This is a genomic window from Rhodococcus koreensis (genome assembly GCF_900105905.1).
GTDB classification, from domain to species: domain Bacteria; phylum Actinomycetota; class Actinomycetes; order Mycobacteriales; family Mycobacteriaceae; genus Rhodococcus_F; species Rhodococcus_F koreensis.
Window position 1 is genome coordinate 2,107,328 of sequence record NZ_FNSV01000005.1, and the last position, 23,447, is coordinate 2,130,774.

Sequence of the window (23,447 nt, forward strand, 5' to 3'; positions counted from 1 at the left end):
AGAAACCGTCCCCACTCCGAGAGCCCCGTTTCCGGGGCCCTCCCGCTAGATCCAGACGCCCTTGCCGATGGCCACGACTCCGCCGTTGCTGACGGCAAAGCGCTGCTTGTCGCGCTCGAGGTCGACGCCGATGATCTCCCCGTCGCCGACGACCACGTTCTTGTCGAGGATCGCGCGGCGCACGACGGCGCCCTTGCCGATGCGCACACCCGGCATCAGGACGCTGCCCTCCACGGTCGCACCGCTGTCGACCATCACATTGGAGCTGAGCACGGAGTTGCGCACCGTCGCCGCCGACAGGATGCACCCGGCCCCGACCACGGACTCCTGCGCGAGGCCGCCCTGCACGAACTTGGCGGGCGCCAGGTTCTCCGTCTCGCCGCGGATCGGCCAGCGCCGGTTGTAGAGGTTGAAGATCGGGTGGACCGACACGAGATCCATATGGGCGTCGTAGAACGCGTCGAGCGTTCCCACGTCCCGCCAGTAGCCCCGGTCGCGGTCGGTGGCGCCGGGGACGACGTTGTCCTTGAAGTCGTACACGGACGCCTCGCCCGCCTCGACGAGCGCGGGGATGATGTCGCCGCCCATGTCGTGATCGGAGTCGGAGTTCTCGGAGTCGGCCCGGATGGCGTCGACGAGCACCTTGGTGGTGAACACGTAGTTACCCATCGACGCGAACGTCATGTTGGGGTCGTCCGGGGTCCCCGGCGGATGTGCCGGCTTTTCGAGGAACTGCACGATGCGGCCCGACTCGTCGCTGTCGATACAGCCGAACGCGAACGCCTCGCTGCGCGGCACCCGGATCCCGGCCACCGTCACTCCGGCGCCCGACTCGATGTGGTGCTGCACCATCTGCTCCGGGTCCATCCGGTACACGTGGTCGGCGCCGAACACGACGATGTACTCGGGATCCTCGTCGTAGACGAGGTTCAGCGACTGCAGGATCGCGTCCGCACTGCCGGTATACCAGCGCGGACCCAGACGCTGCTGCGCGGGAACGGGAGTGATGTATTCACCCGCGAACCCGGACAGTCGCCACGTCTGAGAGATGTGGCGGTCCAACGAGTGCGACTTGTACTGCGTCAGAACACACAGGCGGAGGTATCCCGCATTGACCAAATTGCTGAGCACGAAATCGATCAACCGGTAGGCGCCTCCGAAAGGCACAGCAGGCTTCGCCCGATCCGCGGTGAGCGGATAGAGACGTTTGCCCTCGCCGCCGGCGAGCACGATTCCAAGCACATGTGGCTGGCTCCTCACCCTGTCAACCTATCGGGCGGCCACTCCCCCCGCCAGCGAAGCGCCGACTCACAATTTCTCCGATACCCGAATGTGTCCGAGAGCGGTGGCCCGAAGCCGCCCGGACGGTTACGTTAGGCCGGTGCGGGTGGCGATGATGACGAAGGAATACCCACCGGAGATCTATGGCGGTGCGGGTGTACACGTCACCGAACTGGTTGCTCAGTTGAAGCAGCTGTGCGAGGTGGACGTGCATTGTATGGGTGCTCCGCGCGTCGGGGCGGTCGTGCACACCCCCGATCCCGCGCTGGCCGGGGCCAATCCGGCGCTCGCGACGCTGTCCGCCGAATTGCGGATGGCGGACGCCGCGACGGGCGCCGACGTCGTGCACTCGCACACCTGGTACACCGGCCTCGCCGGCCATCTGGCATCCGCGCTGTACGACGTGCCCCACATCCTCACCGCCCACTCCCTCGAGCCGCGGAGGCCGTGGAAGGCCGAGCAACTGGGCGGCGGCTACCGCATCTCCTCGTGGTCCGAGCGCAACGCCGTCGAGCACGCCGATGCGGTGATCGCCGTGAGCGCCGGGATGCGACTCGACGTCCTCGACGCGTATCCGTTCGTCGACCCGCACCGGGTCCACGTGGTGCGCAACGGGATCGACACGTCGGTCTGGCACGCGGGACCCGCAGGTCCGAGAGACTCCGCCCTCGCGAAGATCGGCGTCGACCCGGACCAGCCGATGGTGGCGTTCGTCGGCCGCATCACGCGGCAGAAGGGCGTCGGCCATCTGATCGCCGCAGCACACCACTTCGCGCCCGAGATCCAGCTGGTGCTGTGCGCGGGCGCCCCCGACACCCCGGAGATCGCCGCCGAGACCGAGCAGGCCGTCGCCGCGCTCGCGGCGCACCGTGGCAACGTGTTCTGGGTGCGCGAAATGCTCCCCACCGAACAGGTGCGGGAAATCCTGTCGGCCGCAACCGTCTTCGTGTGCCCGTCCGTGTACGAGCCGCTGGGGATCGTGAACCTCGAGGCCATGGCCTGCGAGACCGCGGTCGTGGCGTCCGACGTCGGCGGCATCCCGGAGGTGGTCGAGGACGGGGTCACCGGCCGTCTGGTGCACTACAACTCGTACGAGCCGGAGGCGTTCGAGCAGGCGCTGGCCGAGTCGGTCAACGCGATCGTCTCCGACGTCGGCACCGCCGAGGCCATGGGCAAGGCCGGGCGGGCGCGGGCCATAGCCGAGTTCTCCTGGGCAGCCATCGCGCAGCAGACCCTCGACGTCTACCAGGACGCGCTGTCGCGCCGCTGACGCTCAGAGCCGGGTGTAGGTGGACACCGTCACCGACGCCGTCACCGGATATTCCTGCGGCAGCGCCGCGATCGAGGACGCGAGCCGCTCGGATGTCAGGTGCCGCGCCGACGGCCCCATCCCCACCAGGCGGGTCACGTCGAGGTGCGACAACGACATCGGGTACTCCACCGCCACGTGGCCGGTGCGCTCGAACCGCCCGGACATCGCGGCCCCGAGCCGCTCGACCTTGCGGTCGTCCACCCGGACCATGCCGAGCAGGTCCACGAGTTCCCCCAGGTGCCGCTCCGTGGGCGTGAGGACCACCAGGGAGCCGTGCTCGGCCAGCACCCGGTGCGCCTCGTCGGCGTTGCGGGGCGCGAACACGCACAGGACGTGGCTGAGGACGTGGTCACGCACCGGAAGGTGTTGCCACACGTCCGCAACCACCGCCCCCGCACGCGGGTGTGCCCTGGCGATGCGACGCGCCGCGTACTTGGACACGTCCAGCCCGATCCCCCGGCCGGTCGGGGTGGCGTCGAGGACGCGCGCCAGGTAGTGGCCTGTGCCCGCGCCGATCTCGAGGATCCGGGGATCGTCGCCGGCCCCGGCGCCCGCCACCACCGCGTCGGCGACGGCATCCATCAGCGGGTCGAAGCTGCCTCCGCCGAGGAAGTCCGCACGTGCGGCGATCATTTCGGGGCTGTCGCCGTCGAACTTGCCGCCGGCCCCCGTCATCAGGGTGACGTAGCCCTGACGCGCCACGTCGAAGGCGTGCCCTGCATCACACAGGATCGCGCCTTCGTCGAGTTCCACCGGCGATCGGCACTGCGGGCAGGCCAGCAGGTCGGTCACATCGGCCAGCACGAACGTTCGCCTCCCTGTTCCGGACACGGAACAGGCCCCGCACCGAGAACGGCGACGGGGCCTGCCCTGTGAGGTTCTCTCCGCACTCGACTAACTGGTGACGCCCTTGAGCTCTTCACCGAGTGCGGCAGCTTCCTCCGGGGTGAGCTCGACAACCAGACGTCCACCACCCTCGAGCGGAACCCGCATGACGATTCCTCGTCCCTCTTTGGTTGCTTCGAGGGGACCGTCCCCGGTCCGGGGCTTCATGGCCGCCATCCTCTGCTCCCTCCAGATCTGCGCTGCCTGCTTGCGCCTCGACAAATTTTGGCACCCCGCCAACACTCGGCGAGGCTTGTGACATCCATTCTTCCCTATGGACACGAGTACCGGGAACCTGAGTCACGAATACGCAGGTTCACCGGCAATTCAGGCAGTGATCGGGACCCAGCAGCCGACGACGTGGTCGTCCACCATCCCGGTGGCCTGCATGAGTGCATAAGCGGTGGTAGGACCCACAAACTTGAACCCCCGGCGCTTCAATTCCTTCGCCATCGCGGTGGACTCGGGCGTGACGGCAGGGACGTCGTTCACGGTGGCCGGCCGACTCGGGCGCGGCGGCGGGGCGAATGACCACAGCAGCGCGTCCAGGTCGGTGTCCGACAACTCCAGCAGGGCCCGCGCGTTGCTCACCGACGCCTCGATCTTGGCCCGGTTCCGGACGATCGACGCGTCCCCGAGCAGCCGCTCCACGTCCCGTTCCGTGTATCGTGCGACCGCCTCCGGATCGAAGCCGGCGAACGCGGCCCGGAAGGCCTCGCGCTTGCGGAGAATCGTGATCCACGACAGTCCGGACTGGAACGCTTCGAGGCACAGCCGTTCGTACAATTCGTCGCGGCCGTGGAGTGGACGACCCCACTCGAGGTCGTGGTAGTCGCGGTACAGGCTGGACCCGTCCGAGTCGACGGCCCACGCGCACCGCACCCTGTCCTCGGCGCTCACCGGGCGTCACCCGGATCGTCGGCCGTGGCTTCGACCGTTGCCAACTGTTCACGCAGCGAATCGATTTCGCGACCCAGCCGGGCCAGCGCCCAGTCGACCTCGCTCGCCTTGTACCCCCGCAGCGTCTGCTGGAATCGCAACGCCTCCACGTCGGCGCCCGTCACACCGTCGGCGGGCAGGGCCGTGAGTGTGGTGCCGGGCGGCAGGGGCGCGAGTTCCTCGGAGCGGCCGAACACCGCACTGGCGGCGAGGAACAGCATCGCGCCGACGAACGCCATGACGAGCAGATAGAGCAGGGCTGTCACCATGCCCCGATCCTGTCACGGACGTCCGACAGCCTCCCGCGTCAGGGGCGCCCGGTCAGGGGCACACCGTGTTCATCGGCGGACGATCGGCCAGCGCGACGTTCGTCGTCGTCGGCACGAAGGAGTCGCCGTCCACCAGGAACTGGGTCAGGCCCGCCCCGGAGTCGGGCACCCCGCAGCGCCGCATCATCGTGCCGATGATCTGCCTGCTCATCACCCCGAGTTCGGACAGCGGACGGTTCCGGTGCTTGCGCACCCCCAGATTGACCTGGCCGATCGCACCGAGGCCGAGACGGTCGTACGTGTCGAGCAGCAGCCCGATCTCGACGCCGTAGCCGGGGGCGAACGGAACTGCCGACAACAACTCCCGGGTACCGGCGTACTCGCCGCCCAGCGGCTGCAGCACGCACGTCAGCTCCGGCCGGAGCGACGCCAGCATCGGGCGCGCCACGAGTTCGGTCACCCGGCCGCCGCCGTTGGCGTCCTCCGTCCCGCTCAGCCGGAGCGGACGCCGGTAGTAACCCTTCACGAGGTGGATGCCGTCGGCCGTCAGCAACGGTCCGAGCAGCTTCGGGACGAACGCCGGATCCGGGTTGATGAGATCCGAGTCGACGAACGCGATGAGGTCGCCGGTGCTCGCGGCGACGGAACGCCACAGCACCTCCCCCTTGCCCGCGACGGGTGGGAAGGCGGGCACCGCCTCCTCCCGGCTGATCACCGTGGCGCCCGCCGCGCGTGCGCGTTCCGCCGTCAGATCCGTCGACCCGGAATCGAGCACGATCAACTCGTCCACCAGCCCGCCGAGCAGCGGGTGGATCGTGTCCACCACCGCGGCGACCGTCTCCTCCTCGTTGAGCGCGGGCAGGACCACCGACACGGTGCGCCCCGCCTTGGCCCGTTCGAGTTCGGCGATGCTCCACGACGGCTGGTCCCAGCTGTTCGCCTCGGCCCAGGAACGCGGGGCGCGGTCCTCCGCCAACATCGTGTGGGCCGCCCGGGCCCCCACGGCACTCATGCCAGCCCCCGCACGGTGCGGGACGGGGCGCGTCGGCCCTGAATCGCGGCCACCATGTCCACCACTCGGCGCGTGGGGGCAACTTCGTGGACACGGAAGACTCGGGCGCCTCCTGCGGCGGCCATAGCTGTCGCTGCCAATGTTCCCTCCAACCGCTCGACGAGATCTACCCCTAGAGTCTCCCCGACGAAGTCCTTGTTGCTCAGCGCCATGAGCACTGGCCATCCCGTATTTACAAGATCTTCCACTCGCCGCAACAACTCGAGCCCGTGATAGGTGTTTTTCCCGAAATCGTGGGTCGGATCGATGAGGATCGAGTCGGCGGGCACACCCAGCCGGGCCGCGTTCTCGGCGGCCGACACCACTTCGTCGAGGACGTCCGCCACGACGTCGGCGTAGCGGACGCGGAACGGCCGGGTCCGTGGGACCGCTCCCCCGGTGTGCGAACAGACGATGCCGGCACCCGTCTCCGCGGCCACCTCGACGAGCGCCGGGTCGGCGCCCGCCCACGTGTCGTTGATCAGGTCGGCGCCCTCGGCGACGGCCAGCCGGGCCACGTCGCTGCGCCAGGTGTCGATGCTGATGAGCAACTCCGGATAGCGTCCGCGGATCGCGGCGACGAACGGCACCACCCGCCGGATCTCCTCCACCGAGTCGACGACGTCGCCGGGCCCGGCCTTCACGCCGCCGATGTCGACGAGGTCGGCGCCCTCGTCGACGGCCCGCTCGACCGCCGACATCGCCGCGGAGTCGGTGAACGTGGCGCCGCGGTCGTAGAAAGAATCGGGTGTCCGGTTCACGATGGCCATCACCAGCGCACGGTCGACCGCCACGGGCCGCCCGCACAGCGTGGGCGACGGACGGTCGGGCGCGGGCGGTACGTCTCTCTCGGCCATGTCACCAATATTGGCACGCAGCGAAATCGAAACCACCCGTGAGTACTTGTTAACGGCGGGCGGTTAACAAGTACTCACGGGCGGCGGAGCCGCATCACCCCTTGGGCAGCGACCCCTTCGCCACTTCCTCGACGTACCCGTCGTATGCACGCTTGTAGCCGCCGCTGCGGCCGGACAGCACGTGCAGCGTGTCGGTGTCCTCGACGTCGTAGCCCTCCTTGCGGAGTTCCACCTTGCGACTCTTGAACGTCGACGTCTGCTCCAGCGAGTCGACGACGCGGACGAACAGCGGCACCGCGTACGACGGCAGCCGCTGGAACAGCAACTCCGCCACGTCGGAGCCGTCGAAGTCCTCGTTCTCGTGCAGCGTCACCGCGGCCATTCCGGCGCGACCGTCGGTCCCGGGGATCTCGACGCCGTAGACGACGGCATGCTCGACCGCGGGATGCGCGAGAAGCGCGCCCTCGACCTCGGTGGTCGCGACGTTCTCCCCCTTCCAGCGGAACGTGTCGCCGAGCCGGTCGACGAACGCGACGTGCGACCAGCCCTGACGGCGCACCAGGTCGCCGGTGTCGAACCAGCAGTCGCCGTCGTCGAAGGCGTCGCGGACGAGTTTCTTGTTCGTGGCTTCCTCGTCGGTGTAGCCGTCGAACGGCGCCCGGTCCGTCACCTTCGACAGGAGTAGGCCGACCTCGCCGGTGGCCACCTTCCGCAGTGTGCCGTCGGAGTGCCGCCGCGGCGCACCGTTGTCCTCGTCGTACTCGACCACGGCGTGCGGGAGCGGGCAGATGCCTGCGGTCCGGTCTACGTTGAGGGCGTTGACGAACGCGATGTTGCACTCGCTGGCGCCGTAGAACTCGGCCACCCGGGAAATGCCGAACCGGGTGGTGAACTCGGACCAGATCTCCGGACGGAGCCCGTTGCCGACCATCAGCCGGACGGCGTTGTCGCGGTCGCCCGGCTTCTCGGGCTGGTTCAGCAGGTACCGGCACAGTTCACCGATGTAGGTGAACGCGGTGGCCCGGTTCAGTGCGACGTCGTCCCAGAACTTGGACGCCGAGAACTGCTTGCCCAGCGCGAGTGTCGCCCCCGACCCCAGCACCGAGGACAGCGACACCGTCAGCGCGTTGTTGTGGTAGAGCGGCAGGCAGCAGTAGAGGACGTCGCTGCCGCGCAGCCGGACTCCCATGTTGCCGAGTCCGGACATGCTCTTGAGCCAGCGGAAGTGACTCATCAGGCTGGCCTTGGGCAGTCCCGTGGTGCCGGAGGTGAAGATGTAGAAGGCCTTCTCCCGGGCCTGGATCTGCTCACACACCTCGGGGTTGCCGTCGCCGGCCTTCTCGGCGAGCCGGTCGAGGTCGCCGACGTACACCACCGAGGCCACGGCGGGCGGTTCGTCGAGCGAGTCCATCGCCTCGCCGCACGCCTCGGACACCACGAGGACGCGGCTGTCGAGCAGCGAGATGCTGTGCGCGAGCACGTCTCCGCGCTGATTGTGGTTGAGCATCCCCGCAGTGGCGCCGAGCTTGACGGCGGCGAGTGCGATGAGCAGCGTCTCGGGGGCGTTCTTTCCCAGGATCCCGACGACGTCCCCGCGCGACACTCCGAGGTCGGTGAGCACGTGGGCGTAGCGGTTCACGCGGATGTTGGCGTTCCGGTAGCTCAGCGAGTCGCCCTCGAACCGCAGGAACGTGCGGCGCGGGTGCGCCGCGGCGGCGCGCTGGAAGACCAGGCCGATCGACTCCTTCGCGTCGGGGGTCCGGATGAGGCCGAGGACTCCCTTCGCCATGGTCGGCAGCTCCGGGATCAGGGCAGGCAACCGCCTGGCCAGATCGACCACACCGATCGTCGAACGTGCTTCAGAACGCATGACATCCCCTCAGGCCTGCAGTATGAATCAGGTCACCTTACTGCACGGTAACAACGTGCGCCACGACGGCGATCGGACGCCGCCTCAGGAGAGGCAGGCGTCCAGCGCCTCCCCGACGTCGGTCCGGACGAGCAGCCTGTCGAGGGCGCGCTGCGCCACGAAGCCGCCGCCCCGCAGACCGTCGATCCAGTCCAGCAGGCCCGTGTAGTGGCCGTGCGGATCGAGCAGGACGACCGGCTTCTCGTGCATGCCGAGGTAGCCCGCGGTCCAGGTTTCGAACAGCTCCTCGAGCGTGCCGATACCGCCGGGCAGCGTGATGAAGGCGTCGGCGCGGTCCTCCATGACCTGCTTGCGCTGGCGCATGGTGTCGGTGACGACGAGTTCGTCCGCGTCGACGTCGGCGACTTCCCTGTGCACCAGGGCTTTCGGGATGACCCCGACGGTGATCGCCCCGGCGGCGCGGGCAGCCTCGGCCACCGCACCCATCATCGAGACGTTGCCACCGCCGGACACCAGTTGCCAACCACGCTTTCCGATTTCGGTGCCCACCTGGGCCGCCAGTTCCAGGAAGTGATCGTCCACCGGCCCCGAAGCGCAGTAGACGCACACCGAGAACGGCTGCGGTGGAACAGTTTCCCGGTTCACCATTGCTCCTCCGTTCCGAGCAGTTCGGCCTCGTCGACTCCCTGCTGCGACTTGACGACGATCCGCACCGCCTCCTCGACACTGTCCGTGACGTGCAGCAGGTTGACATCGCCTTCCGAGATCTTGCCGCTGCGTTCGAGGGTTCCGCGGATCCAGTCCACGAGCCCGGACCAGTACTCGGTGCCGAACAGGATGATCGGGAACCGGGTGACCTTGCGCGTCTGCACCAGCGTCAGCGCCTCGAACAGTTCGTCGAGCGTCCCGAAGCCGCCGGGCAGGCAGATGAACGCCTGCGAGTACTTCACGAACATCGTCTTGCGGGCGAAGAAGTACCGGAAGTTGATACCCAGGTCGACCCACTCGTTCAGGCCCTGCTCGAACGGCAACTCGATACCGAGGCCGATGGAGTACCCACCCGATTCGCTGGCGCCGCGGTTGGCGGCCTCCATGACACCGGGGCCGCCGCCGGTGATGACGGCGTATCCGGACTCGGCCAGGCGCGCACCCAGCGCCCTGCCCGCCTCGTACTCGGGGTGACCGGGCTCGGTGCGGGCCGACCCGAACACGGTGACCGCACGCGGCACCTCGGCCAGGGCTCCGAACCCTTCGACGAACTCGCTCTGGATCCGCAGGACCCGCCACGGGTCGGTGTGCACCCAGTCGGTCTGACCCCGCTCGTCGAGCAACTGCTCGTCGGTGGTGGTCTCGTCCTTGCGGGCGCGCCTCAACTGCACCGGACCCCGGTGCTTCACGGACGAGGACTTCCGCCCGTAATTGTTCTTCTCGGGTGCCATGCGCCCCAGGCTAACGGGTCGCCCGTTCGGGGCACCGGGCAGTCACGGGGTGCTCAGATAGGCGCGGAGCACGGTCGCCACGTCGGTGATCTGCTGGACGGGGACGTGCTCGTCCCGCTTGTGCGCGAGGTTCGGATCGCCCGGACCGTAGTTAACGGCCGGGATGCCGAGCGCGGAGAACCGGGACACGTCCGTCCACCCGTACTTGGCGCGGAACTCGCCGCCTGCCGCCTCGATGAGGGCCGCGGCCGCCGGATCCGTCAGCCCGGGGAGCGCGCCCGGCGACAGGTCCGTGACCTCGAAACCCAGCTCGAGGCCGTCGAAGACCTCCCGCACGTGGTCGATCGCCTGCTCGGCGCTGCGGTCGGGCGCGAAGCGGAAGTTCACGTCCATCTCCGCGGCGTCCGGGACCACGTTGCCCGCGACACCGCCGGCGATCCGCACGGCGGACAGGCCCTCCCGGTACACGCAGCCGTCGATGTCCACTGACCGCGCGGTGTAGTCCGACAGCCGCTGCAGGACCGGGGCGAACCGGTGGATCGCGTTGTCGCCGAGCCACGATCTCGCGGAGTGCGCGCGGGTGCCACGGGTGGTCAGCGTCACCCGCAGCGTGCCCTGGCAGCCCGCCTCGATGAGCCCACCCGTCGGCTCACCCAGGATCGCGACGTCCGCGCGCAACCACTCCGGGATCTCACGTTCGATCCGTCCGAGCCCATTGTGGACGGCCGCGATCTCCTCGCAGTCGTAGAACACCAGCGTCAGGTCGTGCGCGAGGTTCTCCACGGTGGCGGCCAGATGCAGGAACACCGCGTCGCCCGACTTCATGTCGACCGTTCCACACCCGTGCAGCAGGTCGCCCTCACGCCGGGAGGGCACGTTGTCCGCGATCGGCACGGTGTCGAGGTGCCCGGCGAGCATCACCCGGCTCGGGAGTCCCCGATCGGTACGGGCGAGCACCGCGTTGCCGTTACGGATGATCTCGAAACCGGTGGTCTGCTCCCGCAGCGCCGACTCGACGACGGCGGCGATAACCGACTCGTCGTGCGAGACGCTGGGGATGTCCACCAGCGCGGCGGTGAGGTCGATGGGATCGGCGTGGAGGTCGAGTGTGCTCACCCGTCCACCCTAGGCCGACCCGTCTTCCTGCTGCGGCGTTGCTACCCGTCGAAGCCACCCGGGATCTCGTAGATCGCGCCGTCGAATCCGATGCGGAACAACCGTCCCGCGGAGAAGCCGCCGGACCCCTGCCCGTAGACGACCATGCTCGACGTCGGCAGTCCCGACGCCAGCACGCAATACTGCCCCGGCGCGTCGACGCGCCAGATCTCGCCGCGCACGTTCGCCGGGACCACCGGGCGGCCCCGCGAATCCAGGGTCAGGCCGTCGGGAGCCGCGAACGTGTCGAGGCCGGACAGGTCGAGGATGCTTTCGGGGGCGCCCGGGTTCGCGATCGGGATCCGGCTCACGCCCGGATTCACGAACGTCCGCGACACGTAGAGGTACCGGTCGTCCACACCGAGCACCGCACCGTTCGCGCTGGGCAGCGTCGCCCAGTTCGGTTCGACCCGGCCGTCGGGGAACACCCGCCCGATCTGCGTTCCGAAGTCGTTGGTGGCGTATGCGGTCCCGGCGGCGTCGACGTCGAGTCCGTCCGCCGCGCTCAGGCCCAACACGAAGGGAATGAGTGTGCCGGTGGCGGTGTTCAGCTTCGCGATCGCGCCCGGACGCAGGATGTCGCCGAGGAGGACGCGGGCGTCGGCGCCGTACCCCACCAGCAGTGATCCGTCCGAGGCCCAGGCGAGGGCGCCCGCGCCCCTGCCGCCGGGGACCGTCGCGACGGGGACCGCCGGCGCTCCCGGCGCGTCGAGACGGAACACGCGCCCGCTGAGGAGGTCCGTCGTGTAGAGGCGGCCGCCGGCGTCCACGGCGACGCCCTCCAGCGCGGCACCCGGCACCCGCCCCACGAGAACCGGTGGCTGGCCTGCACCCGGGCACACCGGTGCGGCGGACGCGGTCTGCGGCACCGCCACCGACACCACCCCGGCGAGCAGCGCGCCCGCGGCCACGGCCCGCAGGCCGCGGCCCGTGGCTCGACCCCACCGTGAGCCTCCGGTCACCCGACCCCACTCCGAAATACGCATTGCCACGACCTTTCCCGGTGTCTCGCACGTGCCCCGTGCATGCTCCCCCATGAGCCCGGAACCCGCTCGGTTTCGAATCGATCACGCCCAGATAACGACCGCTCGAGAATGCCCGAGTAATGAGGCAGTAACCTCTACTGCCGTGAGCACACAGGGAGCATCAGCAGTAGGCATCGCCAACGTGACCGTCGGCGGCACGATCCTCGACACCTGGTTCCCGGCGCCTGAGCTGGGAACCTTCGACAGCGCGGGCACCGTGCGGATCGAGGGTGGCGACATCCCCTCCGATCTGGCACTTCTCGCCGGACCCGACGAGGCACGTGAGGTCGACCAGGTCGTGGTGCGCACCACCATCGCCGACCTGTCCGCGCCGCCGGCCGACGCCCACGACGCCTACCTGCGCCTTCACCTCCTCTCGCATCGCCTGGTGGCCCCGCACGGCGTCAACCTCGACGGACTGTTCGGGTTGCTGTCCAACGTGGTGTGGACCAACTTCGGACCGTGCGCGGTCGAGGGCTTCGAGAAGGTGCGGTCCCGCCTGCGTATCCGCGGCGTCGTCACCGTATTCGGTGTCGACAAGTTCCCGCGCATGGTCGACTACGTCGTCCCGTCGGGCGTCCGCATTGCCGACGCCGACCGCGTCCGTCTCGGCGCGCACCTGGCCAGCGGCACCACCGTGATGCACGAGGGCTTCGTCAACTTCAACGCGGGCACGCTCGGCAGCTCGATGGTCGAAGGCCGTATCTCCGCGGGCGTCGTCGTCGACGACGGATCCGACGTGGGCGGTGGCGCCTCGATCATGGGCACCCTGTCCGGTGGCGGCAAGGAGACCATCTCCGTCGGCAAGCGCTGCCTGCTCGGCGCCAATGCCGGTCTCGGCATCTCGCTCGGCGACGACTGTGTCCTCGAGGCCGGCCTGTACGTGACCGCGGGCACCAAGGTCACCGGCCCGGACGGCACCGTCGTGAAGGCCAAGGAACTCAACGGCCAGTCCAACCTGCTCTTCCGTCGCAACTCGGTGTCCGGGGCCGTCGAGGTCGTGCCGTGGAAGGGCACCGGCGTGGAATTGAACGCCGCTCTGCACGCCAACGACTGACACTGTGAGCGGTTCGCGAAATCCCGGCACCATGACCGATTCGACCGGCACCCTCGGCCGGGGCCTGAAGGTCCGTCACCTGACGATGATGGGCCTCGGTTCCGCGATCGGTGCCGGACTGTTCCTCGGTACCGGAGTCGGCATCGCGACCGCCGGTCCGGCCGTCCTCGTTTCCTACCTTCTCGCCGGCATCATCGTCGTCTTCGTGATGCGGATGCTCGGCGAGATGGGAGCGGCGATCCCCGCCAGCGGATCCTTCTCGCACTACGCGCGGATCGGCATCGGCGACTGGGCCGGATTCGTGATGGGGTGGCTTTACTGGTTCATGCTGATCATGGTGCTCGGCGCCGAGATCACGGGCGCCGCCGGCATCGTGAGCGGCTGGCTGCCCGGCGTGCCGCAGTGGGTCGTGGCCCTCGTGTTCGTGATCTTCTTCGCGGCCGTCAACCTCGCGAAGGTCAGCAACTTCGGCGAGTTCGAGTTCTGGTTCGCGGCCATCAAGGTCACCGTCATCATCGGGTTCCTGGTGATCGGTGTGCTGCTGGTATTCGGCCTGCTCCCGAACACCGAACCGGTGGGCACCACCAACCTCTTCGGGCACGGCGGGTTCATGCCGGAGGGCTTCGCCGGTGTCGCCGCGGGACTGCTGGTGGTGGCGTTCGCGTTCGGCGGCATCGAGATCGTGACCATCGCCGCCGCCGAATCCGAGGACCCGGAGCGTTCGATCGCCGTGGCGGTGCGCAGCGTCGTCTGGCGCATCAGCGTCTTCTACCTCGGTTCGATCTCGATCATGGTCCTCGTTCTTCCCTGGGACTCGTCGGACCTGAAGAGCGGGCCGTTCGTGGCCGTTCTCAACCAGGCGCACATCCCGTACGTGGCGGGGTTCATGGAACTCGTGGTCGTGGTGGCGTTGCTGTCGGCTTTCAACGCCAACATCTACGGCACGTCGCGGATGGCGTATTCGCTGTCGCGGCGCGGCGACGGTCCCGCGTTCATGGCCCGGATCTCGAATTCCGGGGTGCCGCTCAATGCGGTGCTGCTGTCGGTGTTCTTCGGTTTCGTCAGCGTGCTGCTCAACTGGTGGCTGCCCGACGACCTGCTGGGACTGCTCCTGAACGCCGTCGGTTCGGCGCTGCTCGTCATCTGGATCTTCATCGTCGTCTCACACCTGAAGTTGCGTCCACGGCTCGAACGCGAGGGCAAGCTGACGGTGCGGATGTGGTTGTTCCCCTGGCTCAGCTATCTCACGCTCGCGATGCTCGGCGGTTTCGTCGTGCTGATGCTGTTCGACAGCGACGCCCGCACCCAGCTGATCTCGACGTGCGTGTTGTTCCTCGTCATCGCGGCACTCGGCGTGCTCAACACCCGGCGGCGGAGGCGTTCCCGGGCGGTGTGACCCGGATCCGGGCACTCACCGGTCGGGTGTCCGATCCGGATCGGCGGACGTGCGCGCCGCGTGGGCAAGGACCTGCGGTCCGGTCACCAAGGCTTTCCGCCACGGCGCGACACCCTCGATCTCGATCTCGATCGACAGACTCAGCACGGTGCGGATCAGCACGATCACACCGAGAACGGCGGCATCGGTCAGCGACGGTGTCGAGGTGACGGTCTTGACGATGTCTGCGGCGACGAGCAATTCCAGACCGAGCAGGATCGCTCCGCCGAGCGACTCCCGCAGGGTCTTGAACGCCCGAGCACCGTCACCGGACTTCCTCCATGTGCGCACCGCGAGGAAGAAGGCGAACACGAACCCGAGAACCATGGACGAGACACCGAGCACTTCGAACAGTTCGGTGGCGACTTCGAAGAACCGGTGAGTGTCCATGCGCGCCCCTTCGTCAGACGTCCGTTTGTCGTGTGCGTCGACCCCGTATGGCCAGTTCCTGATCGATGATCAGCGCGATCTCGGCGAGGGGACGCGGCTGATCCATATCGGCGTGCGTGCTGTGAACGTCGTGGGTGACGATGTCACCGGTGACGTATGCGCGCCACAAGTCGGACGAGGACTCGCTCGACATCGTGTCGTCATCCGTCAATGCTGGGCGGAGAAACACCACGTCACCGTGATAGGTCTGCGGTACGTGGTCGGCAGACAGCCGTAGGTCGTTCCGATAAATTGCACGTGCGGCATCCCAGATGGGCGCAGTGTCGGGCGAATCGACGATCTCGCCGTAGCGGCTCTGCGCCCATGCCCGGATCGACTGTCGAATGTCGTCGTCCGAAGGCGCCGCCTCGCCGAGGAGGAGATCCCCTGCACCGGGCACGCTGTCCAGCATCGCGAGGAGTACGACCTCGAGTCCTCGACGTTCCAGAGCGGTGGCGATCGCATGGGCGACGAGACCACCGAACGACCATCCCAGCAGAAGGAACGGGCCGTCTTCCTGAACGGCGAGGATCTGCTCGAGATAGTCGGCGGCCATACTCTCGATCGACTTCGGTAGCGGCGTCACTCCGTCGAAGCCCCGCGCTTGCAGACCGTATATGGGCTGGTCGGGGAGGTGGGCGCGAAGACCCATATAGCACCAGCTCAGTCCTCCGCCCGGATGGACGCACCACAGGGGCGGTCCGGATCCTTCGCTTCGGATCGGCAGGACGACGGCGAACGGATCGAGCAAGCCGGGTTCGATTTCCTCACCCATACGGGGTGCGAGTTCGGCGATCGTCGGAGACTCGAAGATCACCCGGATCGGGACCTCCACCCCGGTCACCGACCGAATCCGGCTCACCAACTGCGTCGCCGACAACGAATGCCCACCCAGGTCGAAGAAACTGTCATCGATCCCCACCCGGGAAACCCCGAGAACCTCCGCGTAGAGCGAGGCCAGCGTCTGCTCCACCGGTGACCGCGGCGCCCGGAACACCCCGCCGATGAACTCCGGTGCCGGCAATGCTCGCCGATCCAGTTTCCCATTCACCGTCAACGGCAACTGATCCAGCACCACCACCGCTGCCGGAACCATGTATTCCGGCAGCATCCTGGCCGCAAAACGACGGACCTCGACACGGGTGCCGGTGTCGGTGGTGTCGGAGACCACGTAACCGACCAATCCGATCCCGGTGGTGGTGTCCCGGACCACCACCGCCGCCTGAGTCACGGCCGGATGTTTCAGTAGAACCGCCTCGATCTCCGCGGGTTCGACCCGGAATCCGCGAATCTTGACCTGCGCGTCTGCTCTTCCGCAGAATTCGAGCACTCCGCCGGCGGTCCAGCGCACCAGATCCCCGGTTCGGTACATTCGCGCACCCGGCCCGCCGAACGGACATGCCACGAACCGCTCGGCCGTCGACCCTGTCCGCCCGAGATAGCCGCGAGCCAACTGCACGCCGGCGACGTACAACTCCCCGACCGCACCCACCGGGACTGGAACCAAGCCCGCACCCAGCACGAACACCTGCGTGTTGCCCACGGGCGCCCCGATCGGCACACTCACGCGGTCGGCGCGTTCGCCCGGCTCCGGTAGCACGAAGGTTGCCGCGAAGACCGTCGTCTCGGTCGGCCCGTACCCGTTGACCAGAATCGGAGGATTCGAGCGCTCGTCCCGATACCAGCCCTGCAACCCGGCCGGATCCAACACCTCACCGCCGAACACCATCATCCGTAGCACCGAATCAGACCCCACTGCAGGATCCTCACGCTCGACTTCGGCGAACTCGTAGAACGCCGAGGGCGTCTGAGCGAGAACTGTCACCCGCTCCCGGACCACCGCCTCCCACAATCCGGCCGGCGAATGCACGGTCTCCCACGGCACCACCATAATCCGGGCTCCGTGCACCAACGCCCCCCACAATTCCCACACCGAAAAATCGAACGCGACCGAATGGCACCACGCCCACACGTCCCCGGCACCGAAGCCGGCCCAGCCTGCAGTACCGGCGAACAGCGACACCACGCTCCGATGGCTCACGGCGACACCCTTCGGAACACCCGTCGATCCGGAGGTGTACATCACGTAGGCGGTGTTGCCCGGTCGTAGAGGTGTTGCGTGGTCGTTGTCGTCGGAGCCCCTCCCCTCCGACTGCCCGCCCTCGTCGGAGATGGCATCGAGGAGAACTCTGGGGATATCGTTGTCGGGCAACATGTTATCGGTCAGGGTGTCGGTGAGGATCAACCGCGGAGCGGCGTCGGCGAGGATGGTCCCGATCCGTGCACTCGGATAGCGGGGGTCGATGGGGAGGTATGCACCGCCGGCCTCGAGGACCGCGAGCAACGCGATGATCAACTCGGGTGACCGCTCCAGTGCGACCGCCACCAGCACTTCCGGTCCGACACCCGCACCGATCAAAAGGTGCGCCAGCCGGTTCACTCGACTGCTCAGCTCTTGATAGGTCAGATGCCGGTCACCGAACGTGACCGCCACCGCATTCGGAGTCGCGGCGACCTGCTGACCGAACAGGACTGGGATCGTCGAGTCCGGTATCGGAACGCTCGCCTCGTTCCAGGTCCGCAGTACCAACTCGCGTTCGTCCGGATCCAGGATCTCGTACCCCTCGATCCGCCCGCGCGGATCCGCGACGATCAACCCCAGCAACCGCACATACCGGGCCGCGACGGCCTCCACCGTCGCCCGGTCGAACAGGTCACTCGCATACTCGATGACTCCGGCCAGACCCTGCCGTTCGGTGGGGGCGACGGTGAACGACAGATCGAAACGCGACGTCCCCGTCGACGCCGGCAACGTCTCCCACCCCAACCCGGGGAACGCGACATCGGGAAACGCGTTGTCCTGCATCGCAAACAACACCTGAAACAACGGATGATAGGCCGTCGAGCGAACCGGATTCAGCAACTCCACCAACCGCTCGAACGGCGCATCCTGATTCTCGTACGCCGCCAACGCCTTCCCACGGACCTGCTCGAGGACCTGATCGAACCGCGGATTCCCCGACACATCCACCCGCAACACCCACGTGTTCACGAAGAACCCCACCAACTCGGACAGCGCCTCGTCGGTACGGCCCGCGATCGGCCCACCGACCGCAACATCACACCCGGCACCGAGCCTGCGAAGCAACACCACCAACACCGCCTGCAACACCATCGACGATGTCGCCCCCGACCCGCGGGCCAACTCGGCTACCCGCGAACCCAATTCCGAGTCGACCGTGAACCCCACCGTGCCGCCACGGTAACTCGGCGCCGCCGGCCTCCGACGATCGGTAGGCAGCTCGATACAGTCGTGCAACCCCGCCAGCTCAGTCTTCCAATACTCGACCTGGGTAGCCAGCACACTGCCCGGATCGTCCTCGCTCCCCAGAAGTTCCCGCTGCCACAGCGTGTAATCGGCATACTGCACCGGCAACGGCACCCACCCCGGCGCCCGCCCCGCCGCGCGGGCCGCATACGCGACCGCCACATCCCGAGCCAACGGCGCCAACGAACCCCCATCCCCCGCGATATGGTGCAGCACCAACACCAGGATGTGCTCTCGGGAACCGCATTCCAACAACGTTGCCCGAATCGGAATCTCGCCGGACAGATCGAACCGATGTCCCGCAGCCTCCGCGACCACATCCATCGCAGTGCCGTCCCCGGCGTCGACGACCTCAACCGGCAGTTCCGCGTCGACCTGCTCAGCTGACAGGATCCGCTGGAACGGCACACCGTCGTCCTCACCGAACACCGTCCGCAGGCTCTCGTGCCGAGCCACCACATCCCCCAACCCCGCCACCAACGCCCCCACATCAAGAGCACCGGTCAACCGCACCGCCACCGGAATGTTGTACGTCGCCGACGGTCCCTCGAATTTGTGAAGGAACCACAACCGGGCCTGCGCGAACGACAACGGCACCCGCTCCGGCCGCACCCGCGGAAGCAACGGCACCCTCGCCACCGCAGCGTCACCCAGCCGGGACGCCAACTCCGCGACCGACGGGGACTCGAACACCACCCGGATCGGCACCTCCACCCCGAGCGCGTTGCGGATCAACCCCACCAGCCGCGTCGCGGACAGAGAATGCCCGCCCAGGTCGAAGAAACTGTCGTCGATCCCCACCCGTGGAAGACCGAGCACGTCACCGTAGAGCGACACCAGCGTCTCCTCCACCCGTGACCGCGGGGCCCGGAACACGCCACCGATGAAGTCCGGCGCGGGCAACGCTTTTCGGTCGAGCTTGCCGTTCACCGTCAGCGGCAACCGATCCAGCACCACCACCGCCGCGGGCACCATGAACTCCGGCAGCCGCCCGGCCACGAAACGACGAACCTCGGACGGCAGTCTGCTTGCACCGGGGTCGTTGACGTATTCGGTCATGTCACCGAGTGGTTCCCCGGGCAGGTAGACATCGGACACCGCGCCGGATGCGTGCGCGTTTTCGTGCGCCCGGGTCCTGATGTCGGTGAATATCACATCCATCAGGCCCGGTGCCGGTGACCAGGTCACCGACACCGCGAACCCCAGCGCCTCACCCAAGTCGTGACAGTCCTGCGGCAACATCGCGTCCGTCCGGCTGTCCGCGTCACGCCGGGTGGGAACGTGATCGCGGTCGGCGGCAACGTCGAGAGCGTGTGTGGCTTCGACATCGGGCGCCAGTCCCCTGTGCGGTACGCCGATCACCCGCACACAGTCCGCACGGCGGCCCGTCAGAAACGTCCGCAGCGCGGTCGGATCGCCGATTCGCTGCCACGACGTCGACGGCACATCAGCCAGCGACCGGGCATTCGCAGGATTCTTTGACAGCACGACTTCGTATCTGTAACAGCTTAATTCGTTGACTGACCGGACGCGCTCGAGTTGAATGTCGACCGCGCCGATGTCGGGGATCAGCGTCGGCAACGCTGTGAAGAACTCCGGCGCGAGCAGCAACTCCTGCTCGGCCTCAATGCTCCGGCGCACCCGATCGCGTAACACCATGGCGGTTGTGTCGGCATGTGCGTTGGCGATCTGCACGCCTGTCGCGAATTCCCGTAGCAACGCAAGATTCCGCACGTCACCGAGGAACAGCACGCCCCCGGGGCGCAGCAATTGCACTGCAGTGTCGATCACGTCGATCAGGTACCCCGCGTTCGGGAAGTACTGCACGACCGAGTTCAACACCACTGTGTCGAAGACGCCGAGCGGCACACCCCCGAGGTCGTCGGCGGCCTGGACCCTCAAGTGCACCCGCTCGACCCACGGGTCCTGCCGATCCGCCAACTGTGATCGCAGATCGTCGATCGTGGTGGCGGAAAAGTCGGTGCCCCAATACTCTTCGCAGTGCGGCGCCAACTGCGACAGCAGCAGCCCTGTTCCGACTCCGATCTCCAGCACCCGAGCCGGCCCGAGCTCGCGAATCCGTGCGACGGCGGCCGCGCGCCATTCCCGCATCTGCTCGAGGGCGATGGGCTTCCCGGTGTAGCTGCTGTTCCACCCCCCGAAATCCTCTCCGAACGCTGCCTGGTCGAGCGGCTCACCGGCATCGGACGCGTCCCCGGAATACAGGTCGTCGTACACCCGCCGCCACTGCGAAACCAGCTCTGCCTCCCGCTCCCTGTCACGGACGAGCGCGACACCCCTGTCGAGCACGACATACCCCACCAGCTGTGCATCGGTTCCGGCAGCGGGTTCCCGGGCGATCACCGCCGCCTGCGCCACCGCAGGGTGCGACATCAGTGCCGTCTCGACCTCCCCTGGTTCGACCCGGAATCCCCGCACCTGTACCTGCTCGTCCACCCGTCCGACGAAATCGAGCACGCCGTCGGACGTCCACCGCACCACGTCGCCGGACCGATACATCCGCGAACCGGGTTCGCCGAACGGGCACGCGACGAACCGTTCCGCCGTCAACCCCGGCCTTCCCACATATCCTCGGCCGACCCCGAACCCGGCGACGTACAACTCCCCCGCCGCTCCGATCGGCACCGGCACCAGTCCCGGACCCAGCACGTAAATCCGCGCGTTGCCGATAGGAGTCCCGATCGGGCTTCGACCGCCGTCGCCGACGCCTGCGGTCAACTCCAGATAGCTCACATGCACCGTGGTTTCGGTGATTCCGTACATGTTCACCAGAACCGGAGTGTTCGGACGTTCGCCCGGGAGCCAGTCGCGTAGCCGGCCCGGGTCCAATGCCTCTCCCCCGAAAACCACCATTCGCAGAACCGAATCGGGCCCACGGGAATGGTCCCTGCGTTCGGCGTCTGCGAACTCGTAGAACGCGGAGGGGGTCTGATTGAGGATCGTCACCTGCTCCCGCCGCACCAGATTCCACAACTCGGCGGGCGAGCGCACCACGTCCCAGGGCACGATCACGACTCGCCCGCCGTGCACCAATGCCCCCCACAACTCCCACACCGAGAAGTCGAAGGCCTGTGAATGACACCAGGCCCACACATCCCCATCTCCGAAACCGCACCACCGATCGGTCCCGGCAAACAACGACACCACGTTGCGGTGGGTGATGACAACCCCTTTCGGGGTGCCGGTCGAACCGGATGTATACATGACGTACGCGGGGTTGGAGGGTTTCAGCGGGGCGATCCGCTCATCGTCGGCAGGGTTGGTCACCGCTGAGATTCCCTCGGTGCCGGCGTCGTCCGGGTCCAACACGAGACAAGGAATGTCGTTGTCCGGCAACGATGCGGCGGTCGCGGTGTCGGTCAGAACCAGGAGGGGTGCGGCATCGGTGAGAATGAAAGCGGTTCGCGCGCTGGGATAGTTCGGATCGATCGGAAGATATCCGCCACCGGCCTTGAGAGTCGCAAGGAGTGCGACGATCAGTTCGGACGAACGTGGCATCGCGACGGCCACGATGGATTCGGGGCCCACACCGCACGCGATGAGATACCGCGCCAACCGATTCGCCCGGTCATTGACGTCTCGATAGGTCCAGTGCCGATCGCCGAGAGTCAGCGCCACCGCGTCGGGTGTCGCGGCGGCCCGCTGTTCGACCAGGCCGGGAAGGGTGGCGTGGGGAACCGGTACCGTCGTGTCGTTCCAGGCCCGCAGTACCAGTTCGCGTTCGGTGGGTCGGAGGAAGTCGTATTGCTCTGTCCGGCCTGCCGGATCGGCGACGACCGCACGAACGAAAGCCATCAGCAGATCCGCATGGAGCCTGACGTCCTCACTGCTGTACAGCGCGCCGTTCGCGTCGATCTCGATGTGCATGCCTGCACTGTTGCGTCCGCCGTAATAGATCGAAATCGAAAGGTCGTCCACGGGGCCGAACGACACGCCGCGCATGGATGCCGGGTTGCCGGCAAAGTCGATCGAATCGAAGAACGGGATGATATTCAGAATCGGACCGAACCGATTCTCCATGGATCCGGACAATCCTCTGTCTCGTCTTATGTCAGAACCCTGGTAACGGGAATGACGCAAAACGGAACGAATCGCGGTACCCACGTCGTGTGCGACTGCGGCGAAAAGCGACCGCGGGGGGATCTCCACCCGGAAGGGCACCCAATTCGATACCAGCCCCGGGGTTCGCCGGGCGGCACCGACCCGATTGGCGACGGCCAATCGCATCATGAATTCCGGCGTACCCGACAGCCGGTGGAAGAGTCCGGCTACCGCTGCCGCCAGGAAGCCCGGCACCGGTGTCCCGATCGATTCTGCCGCGGTGAGCAATTGCGCGGTCTCATCGTCCGACACCGTCAGGCTGTGATGCAAAGTCACGGGAACCGGCGAACTCGGATGCCGTGGCAGTCGCAGTGGTTCGGGCAAGGCAGCGGTGTAGTTTCGCCAGAACTCCTTGTCGCGGGCGAATCGATCGGACTGCCGGTAGCGGGCATCTTCGTCGACAATCAGTCCCGGTCCGCCGAATCCGGATTCAGGGATCGGTCTTCCCGCCTTCAGCGCTGTGTAGATTTCACCGATTCGACGCGCGAGAATCGCGACGCCGAACCCGTCCATCACGATGTGGTGGCAGACGGCGCACAGGAAGAATCGCGCGCCGTGAACCTTGATCAAGCCTGCTCGATACAGCGCATCATGTTCCAGATCGAAGGGCACGGCGCAGACCTCTGCCATCGACGCTTTCGCCGCCGATTCGGGGTCTGCCGCAGCACTGACATCGACGAAGAACGGTTTCCACGAGTTCGAATCCCGCGCGACCTGGCGTGGGCCGTCCCCGTCCTCGACGAAATTCACCAGTACCGAACGGGCCTCTTCCGCCACTCGCCGCAGCGCGGCTTCCATCACCGGAGGGTCGATGTCACCGGAAATATCGAGATACGCTGCAATATTGTTCGAAAGGCCAGGTGCCAACCTCTGCGCCAGCCAGAGCGCCTCCTGGGCGGACGAAACCCGAAATGAGTTCATCGCGACCATGATGTGCCCTCCCGAACGGCGGTAGGGGTTTCGCCCGGTGGCGACAGCAATCCAGGGAGTGGT

General features: G+C 67.3%; 17 protein-coding genes. 3 read left to right on the forward strand and 14 right to left on the reverse strand.

Features of this window, described 5'->3' with window-relative positions; genetic code table 11:
• Window positions 1-45: 45 nt before the first annotated feature.
• Window positions 46-1,260 carry a glucose-1-phosphate adenylyltransferase gene (glgC, locus tag BLV94_RS14515; protein WP_015889769.1) on the reverse strand — a complete coding sequence of 405 codons (1,215 nt, stop codon included), beginning with the start codon at window positions 1,258-1,260 and terminating at the stop codon, window positions 46-48.
• 121 nt (window positions 1,261-1,381) lie between these two features.
• Between glgC and glgA the strand changes: the two genes are divergently transcribed.
• Window positions 1,382-2,551, forward strand: coding sequence for a glycogen synthase (gene glgA, locus BLV94_RS14520; protein WP_072949624.1), 1,170 nt, complete (start codon window positions 1,382-1,384; stop codon window positions 2,549-2,551).
• A gap of 3 nt (window positions 2,552-2,554) precedes the next feature.
• Here glgA and BLV94_RS14525 read toward each other — a convergent pair whose 3' ends face one another.
• The 11 genes from BLV94_RS14525 to BLV94_RS14575 form a co-directional block, all read right to left on the reverse strand.
• A complete protein-coding gene (locus BLV94_RS14525; RefSeq protein ID WP_072949626.1) occupies window positions 2,555-3,397 on the reverse strand; it encodes a putative RNA methyltransferase in 843 nt (280 codons plus the stop codon).
• Window positions 3,398-3,487: 90 nt separating this feature from the next.
• On the reverse strand, window positions 3,488-3,655 hold the full coding sequence (locus BLV94_RS14530) for a DUF3117 domain-containing protein (protein WP_003936084.1): 168 nt from the start codon (window positions 3,653-3,655) through the stop codon (window positions 3,488-3,490).
• A 150-nt stretch (window positions 3,656-3,805) separates the two neighbouring features.
• A complete protein-coding gene (locus tag BLV94_RS14535) occupies window positions 3,806-4,378 on the reverse strand; it encodes a DNA-3-methyladenine glycosylase I (RefSeq protein ID WP_072949628.1) in 573 nt (190 codons plus the stop codon).
• On the reverse strand, window positions 4,375-4,686 hold the full coding sequence (locus tag BLV94_RS14540) for a DivIVA domain-containing protein (RefSeq protein WP_072949631.1): 312 nt from the start codon (window positions 4,684-4,686) through the stop codon (window positions 4,375-4,377). The genes BLV94_RS14535 and BLV94_RS14540 overlap by 4 nt, the downstream gene beginning before the upstream one ends.
• 52 nt (window positions 4,687-4,738) lie before the next feature.
• Window positions 4,739-5,698, reverse strand: coding sequence for a glucosyl-3-phosphoglycerate synthase (locus tag BLV94_RS14545; RefSeq protein WP_083395574.1), 960 nt, complete (start codon window positions 5,696-5,698; stop codon window positions 4,739-4,741).
• Complete coding sequence (gene folP, locus BLV94_RS14550; RefSeq protein WP_072949633.1) at window positions 5,695-6,594, reverse strand: dihydropteroate synthase; 900 nt, start codon at window positions 6,592-6,594, stop codon at window positions 5,695-5,697. The genes BLV94_RS14545 and folP overlap by 4 nt, the downstream gene beginning before the upstream one ends.
• Window positions 6,595-6,688: 94 nt before the next feature.
• The gene (locus tag BLV94_RS14555) at window positions 6,689-8,464 is read right to left on the reverse strand and encodes a long-chain-acyl-CoA synthetase (RefSeq protein WP_072949636.1); all 1,776 of its coding nucleotides are present in this window, start codon (window positions 8,462-8,464) and stop codon (window positions 6,689-6,691) included.
• An 84-nt stretch (window positions 8,465-8,548) separates the two neighbouring features.
• Entirely contained in the window at window positions 8,549-9,112 is a 564-nt protein-coding gene (locus tag BLV94_RS14560; protein WP_072949638.1) for an LOG family protein, read from the reverse strand.
• Window positions 9,106-9,903, reverse strand: a complete 798-nt coding sequence (locus tag BLV94_RS14565) for an LOG family protein (RefSeq protein WP_072949640.1) — start codon at window positions 9,901-9,903, stop codon at window positions 9,106-9,108. The genes BLV94_RS14560 and BLV94_RS14565 overlap by 7 nt, the downstream gene beginning before the upstream one ends.
• 42 nt (window positions 9,904-9,945) lie before the next feature.
• The gene (dapE, locus tag BLV94_RS14570; protein WP_072949643.1) at window positions 9,946-11,019 is read right to left on the reverse strand and encodes a succinyl-diaminopimelate desuccinylase; all 1,074 of its coding nucleotides are present in this window, start codon (window positions 11,017-11,019) and stop codon (window positions 9,946-9,948) included.
• A 41-nt stretch (window positions 11,020-11,060) separates the two neighbouring features.
• Window positions 11,061-12,044, reverse strand: coding sequence for an SMP-30/gluconolactonase/LRE family protein (locus tag BLV94_RS14575; RefSeq protein ID WP_072949662.1), 984 nt, complete (start codon window positions 12,042-12,044; stop codon window positions 11,061-11,063).
• A gap of 142 nt (window positions 12,045-12,186) precedes the next feature.
• Between BLV94_RS14575 and dapD the strand changes: the two genes are divergently transcribed.
• A complete protein-coding gene (gene dapD / locus BLV94_RS14580) occupies window positions 12,187-13,140 on the forward strand; it encodes a 2,3,4,5-tetrahydropyridine-2,6-dicarboxylate N-succinyltransferase (protein ID WP_072949645.1) in 954 nt (317 codons plus the stop codon).
• Between the two features lie 31 nt (window positions 13,141-13,171).
• Window positions 13,172-14,536 (forward strand): amino acid permease, encoded by a 1,365-nt coding sequence (locus tag BLV94_RS14585; protein ID WP_072949647.1) that lies wholly within the window; start codon window positions 13,172-13,174, stop codon window positions 14,534-14,536.
• A gap of 15 nt (window positions 14,537-14,551) precedes the next feature.
• Here BLV94_RS14585 and BLV94_RS14590 read toward each other — a convergent pair whose 3' ends face one another.
• A complete protein-coding gene (locus BLV94_RS14590) occupies window positions 14,552-14,965 on the reverse strand; it encodes a DUF1622 domain-containing protein (protein WP_072949650.1) in 414 nt (137 codons plus the stop codon).
• A gap of 13 nt (window positions 14,966-14,978) precedes the next feature.
• Window positions 14,979-23,384, reverse strand: a complete 8,406-nt coding sequence (locus BLV94_RS14595; protein WP_072949653.1) for an amino acid adenylation domain-containing protein — start codon at window positions 23,382-23,384, stop codon at window positions 14,979-14,981.
• Window positions 23,385-23,447: the final 63 nt, after the last annotated feature.

Bases quoted from the DNA above. Each gene is read 5' to 3' on its own strand.
- BLV94_RS14530 (WP_003936084.1), bottom strand. From the start codon at position 3,655: ATGGCGGCCATGAAGCCCCGGACCGGGGACGGTCCCCTCGAAGCAACC.
- BLV94_RS14540 (WP_072949631.1), bottom strand. From the start codon at position 4,686: ATGGTGACAGCCCTGCTCTATCTGCTCGTCATGGCGTTCGTCGGCGCG.
- BLV94_RS14545 (WP_083395574.1), bottom strand. From the start codon at position 5,698: ATGAGTGCCGTGGGGGCCCGGGCGGCCCACACGATGTTGGCGGAGGAC.
- folP (WP_072949633.1), bottom strand. From the start codon at position 6,594: ATGGCCGAGAGAGACGTACCGCCCGCGCCCGACCGTCCGTCGCCCACG.
- BLV94_RS14555 (WP_072949636.1), bottom strand. From the start codon at position 8,464: ATGCGTTCTGAAGCACGTTCGACGATCGGTGTGGTCGATCTGGCCAGG.
- BLV94_RS14560 (WP_072949638.1), bottom strand. From the start codon at position 9,112: ATGGTGAACCGGGAAACTGTTCCACCGCAGCCGTTCTCGGTGTGCGTC.
- BLV94_RS14565 (WP_072949640.1), bottom strand. From the start codon at position 9,903: ATGGCACCCGAGAAGAACAATTACGGGCGGAAGTCCTCGTCCGTGAAG.
- BLV94_RS14575 (WP_072949662.1), bottom strand. From the start codon at position 12,044: ATGCGTATTTCGGAGTGGGGTCGGGTGACCGGAGGCTCACGGTGGGGT.
- BLV94_RS14585 (WP_072949647.1), top strand. From the start codon at position 13,172: ATGACCGATTCGACCGGCACCCTCGGCCGGGGCCTGAAGGTCCGTCAC.
- BLV94_RS14590 (WP_072949650.1), bottom strand. From the start codon at position 14,965: ATGGACACTCACCGGTTCTTCGAAGTCGCCACCGAACTGTTCGAAGTG.
- BLV94_RS14595 (WP_072949653.1), bottom strand. From the start codon at position 23,384: ATGGTCGCGATGAACTCATTTCGGGTTTCGTCCGCCCAGGAGGCGCTC.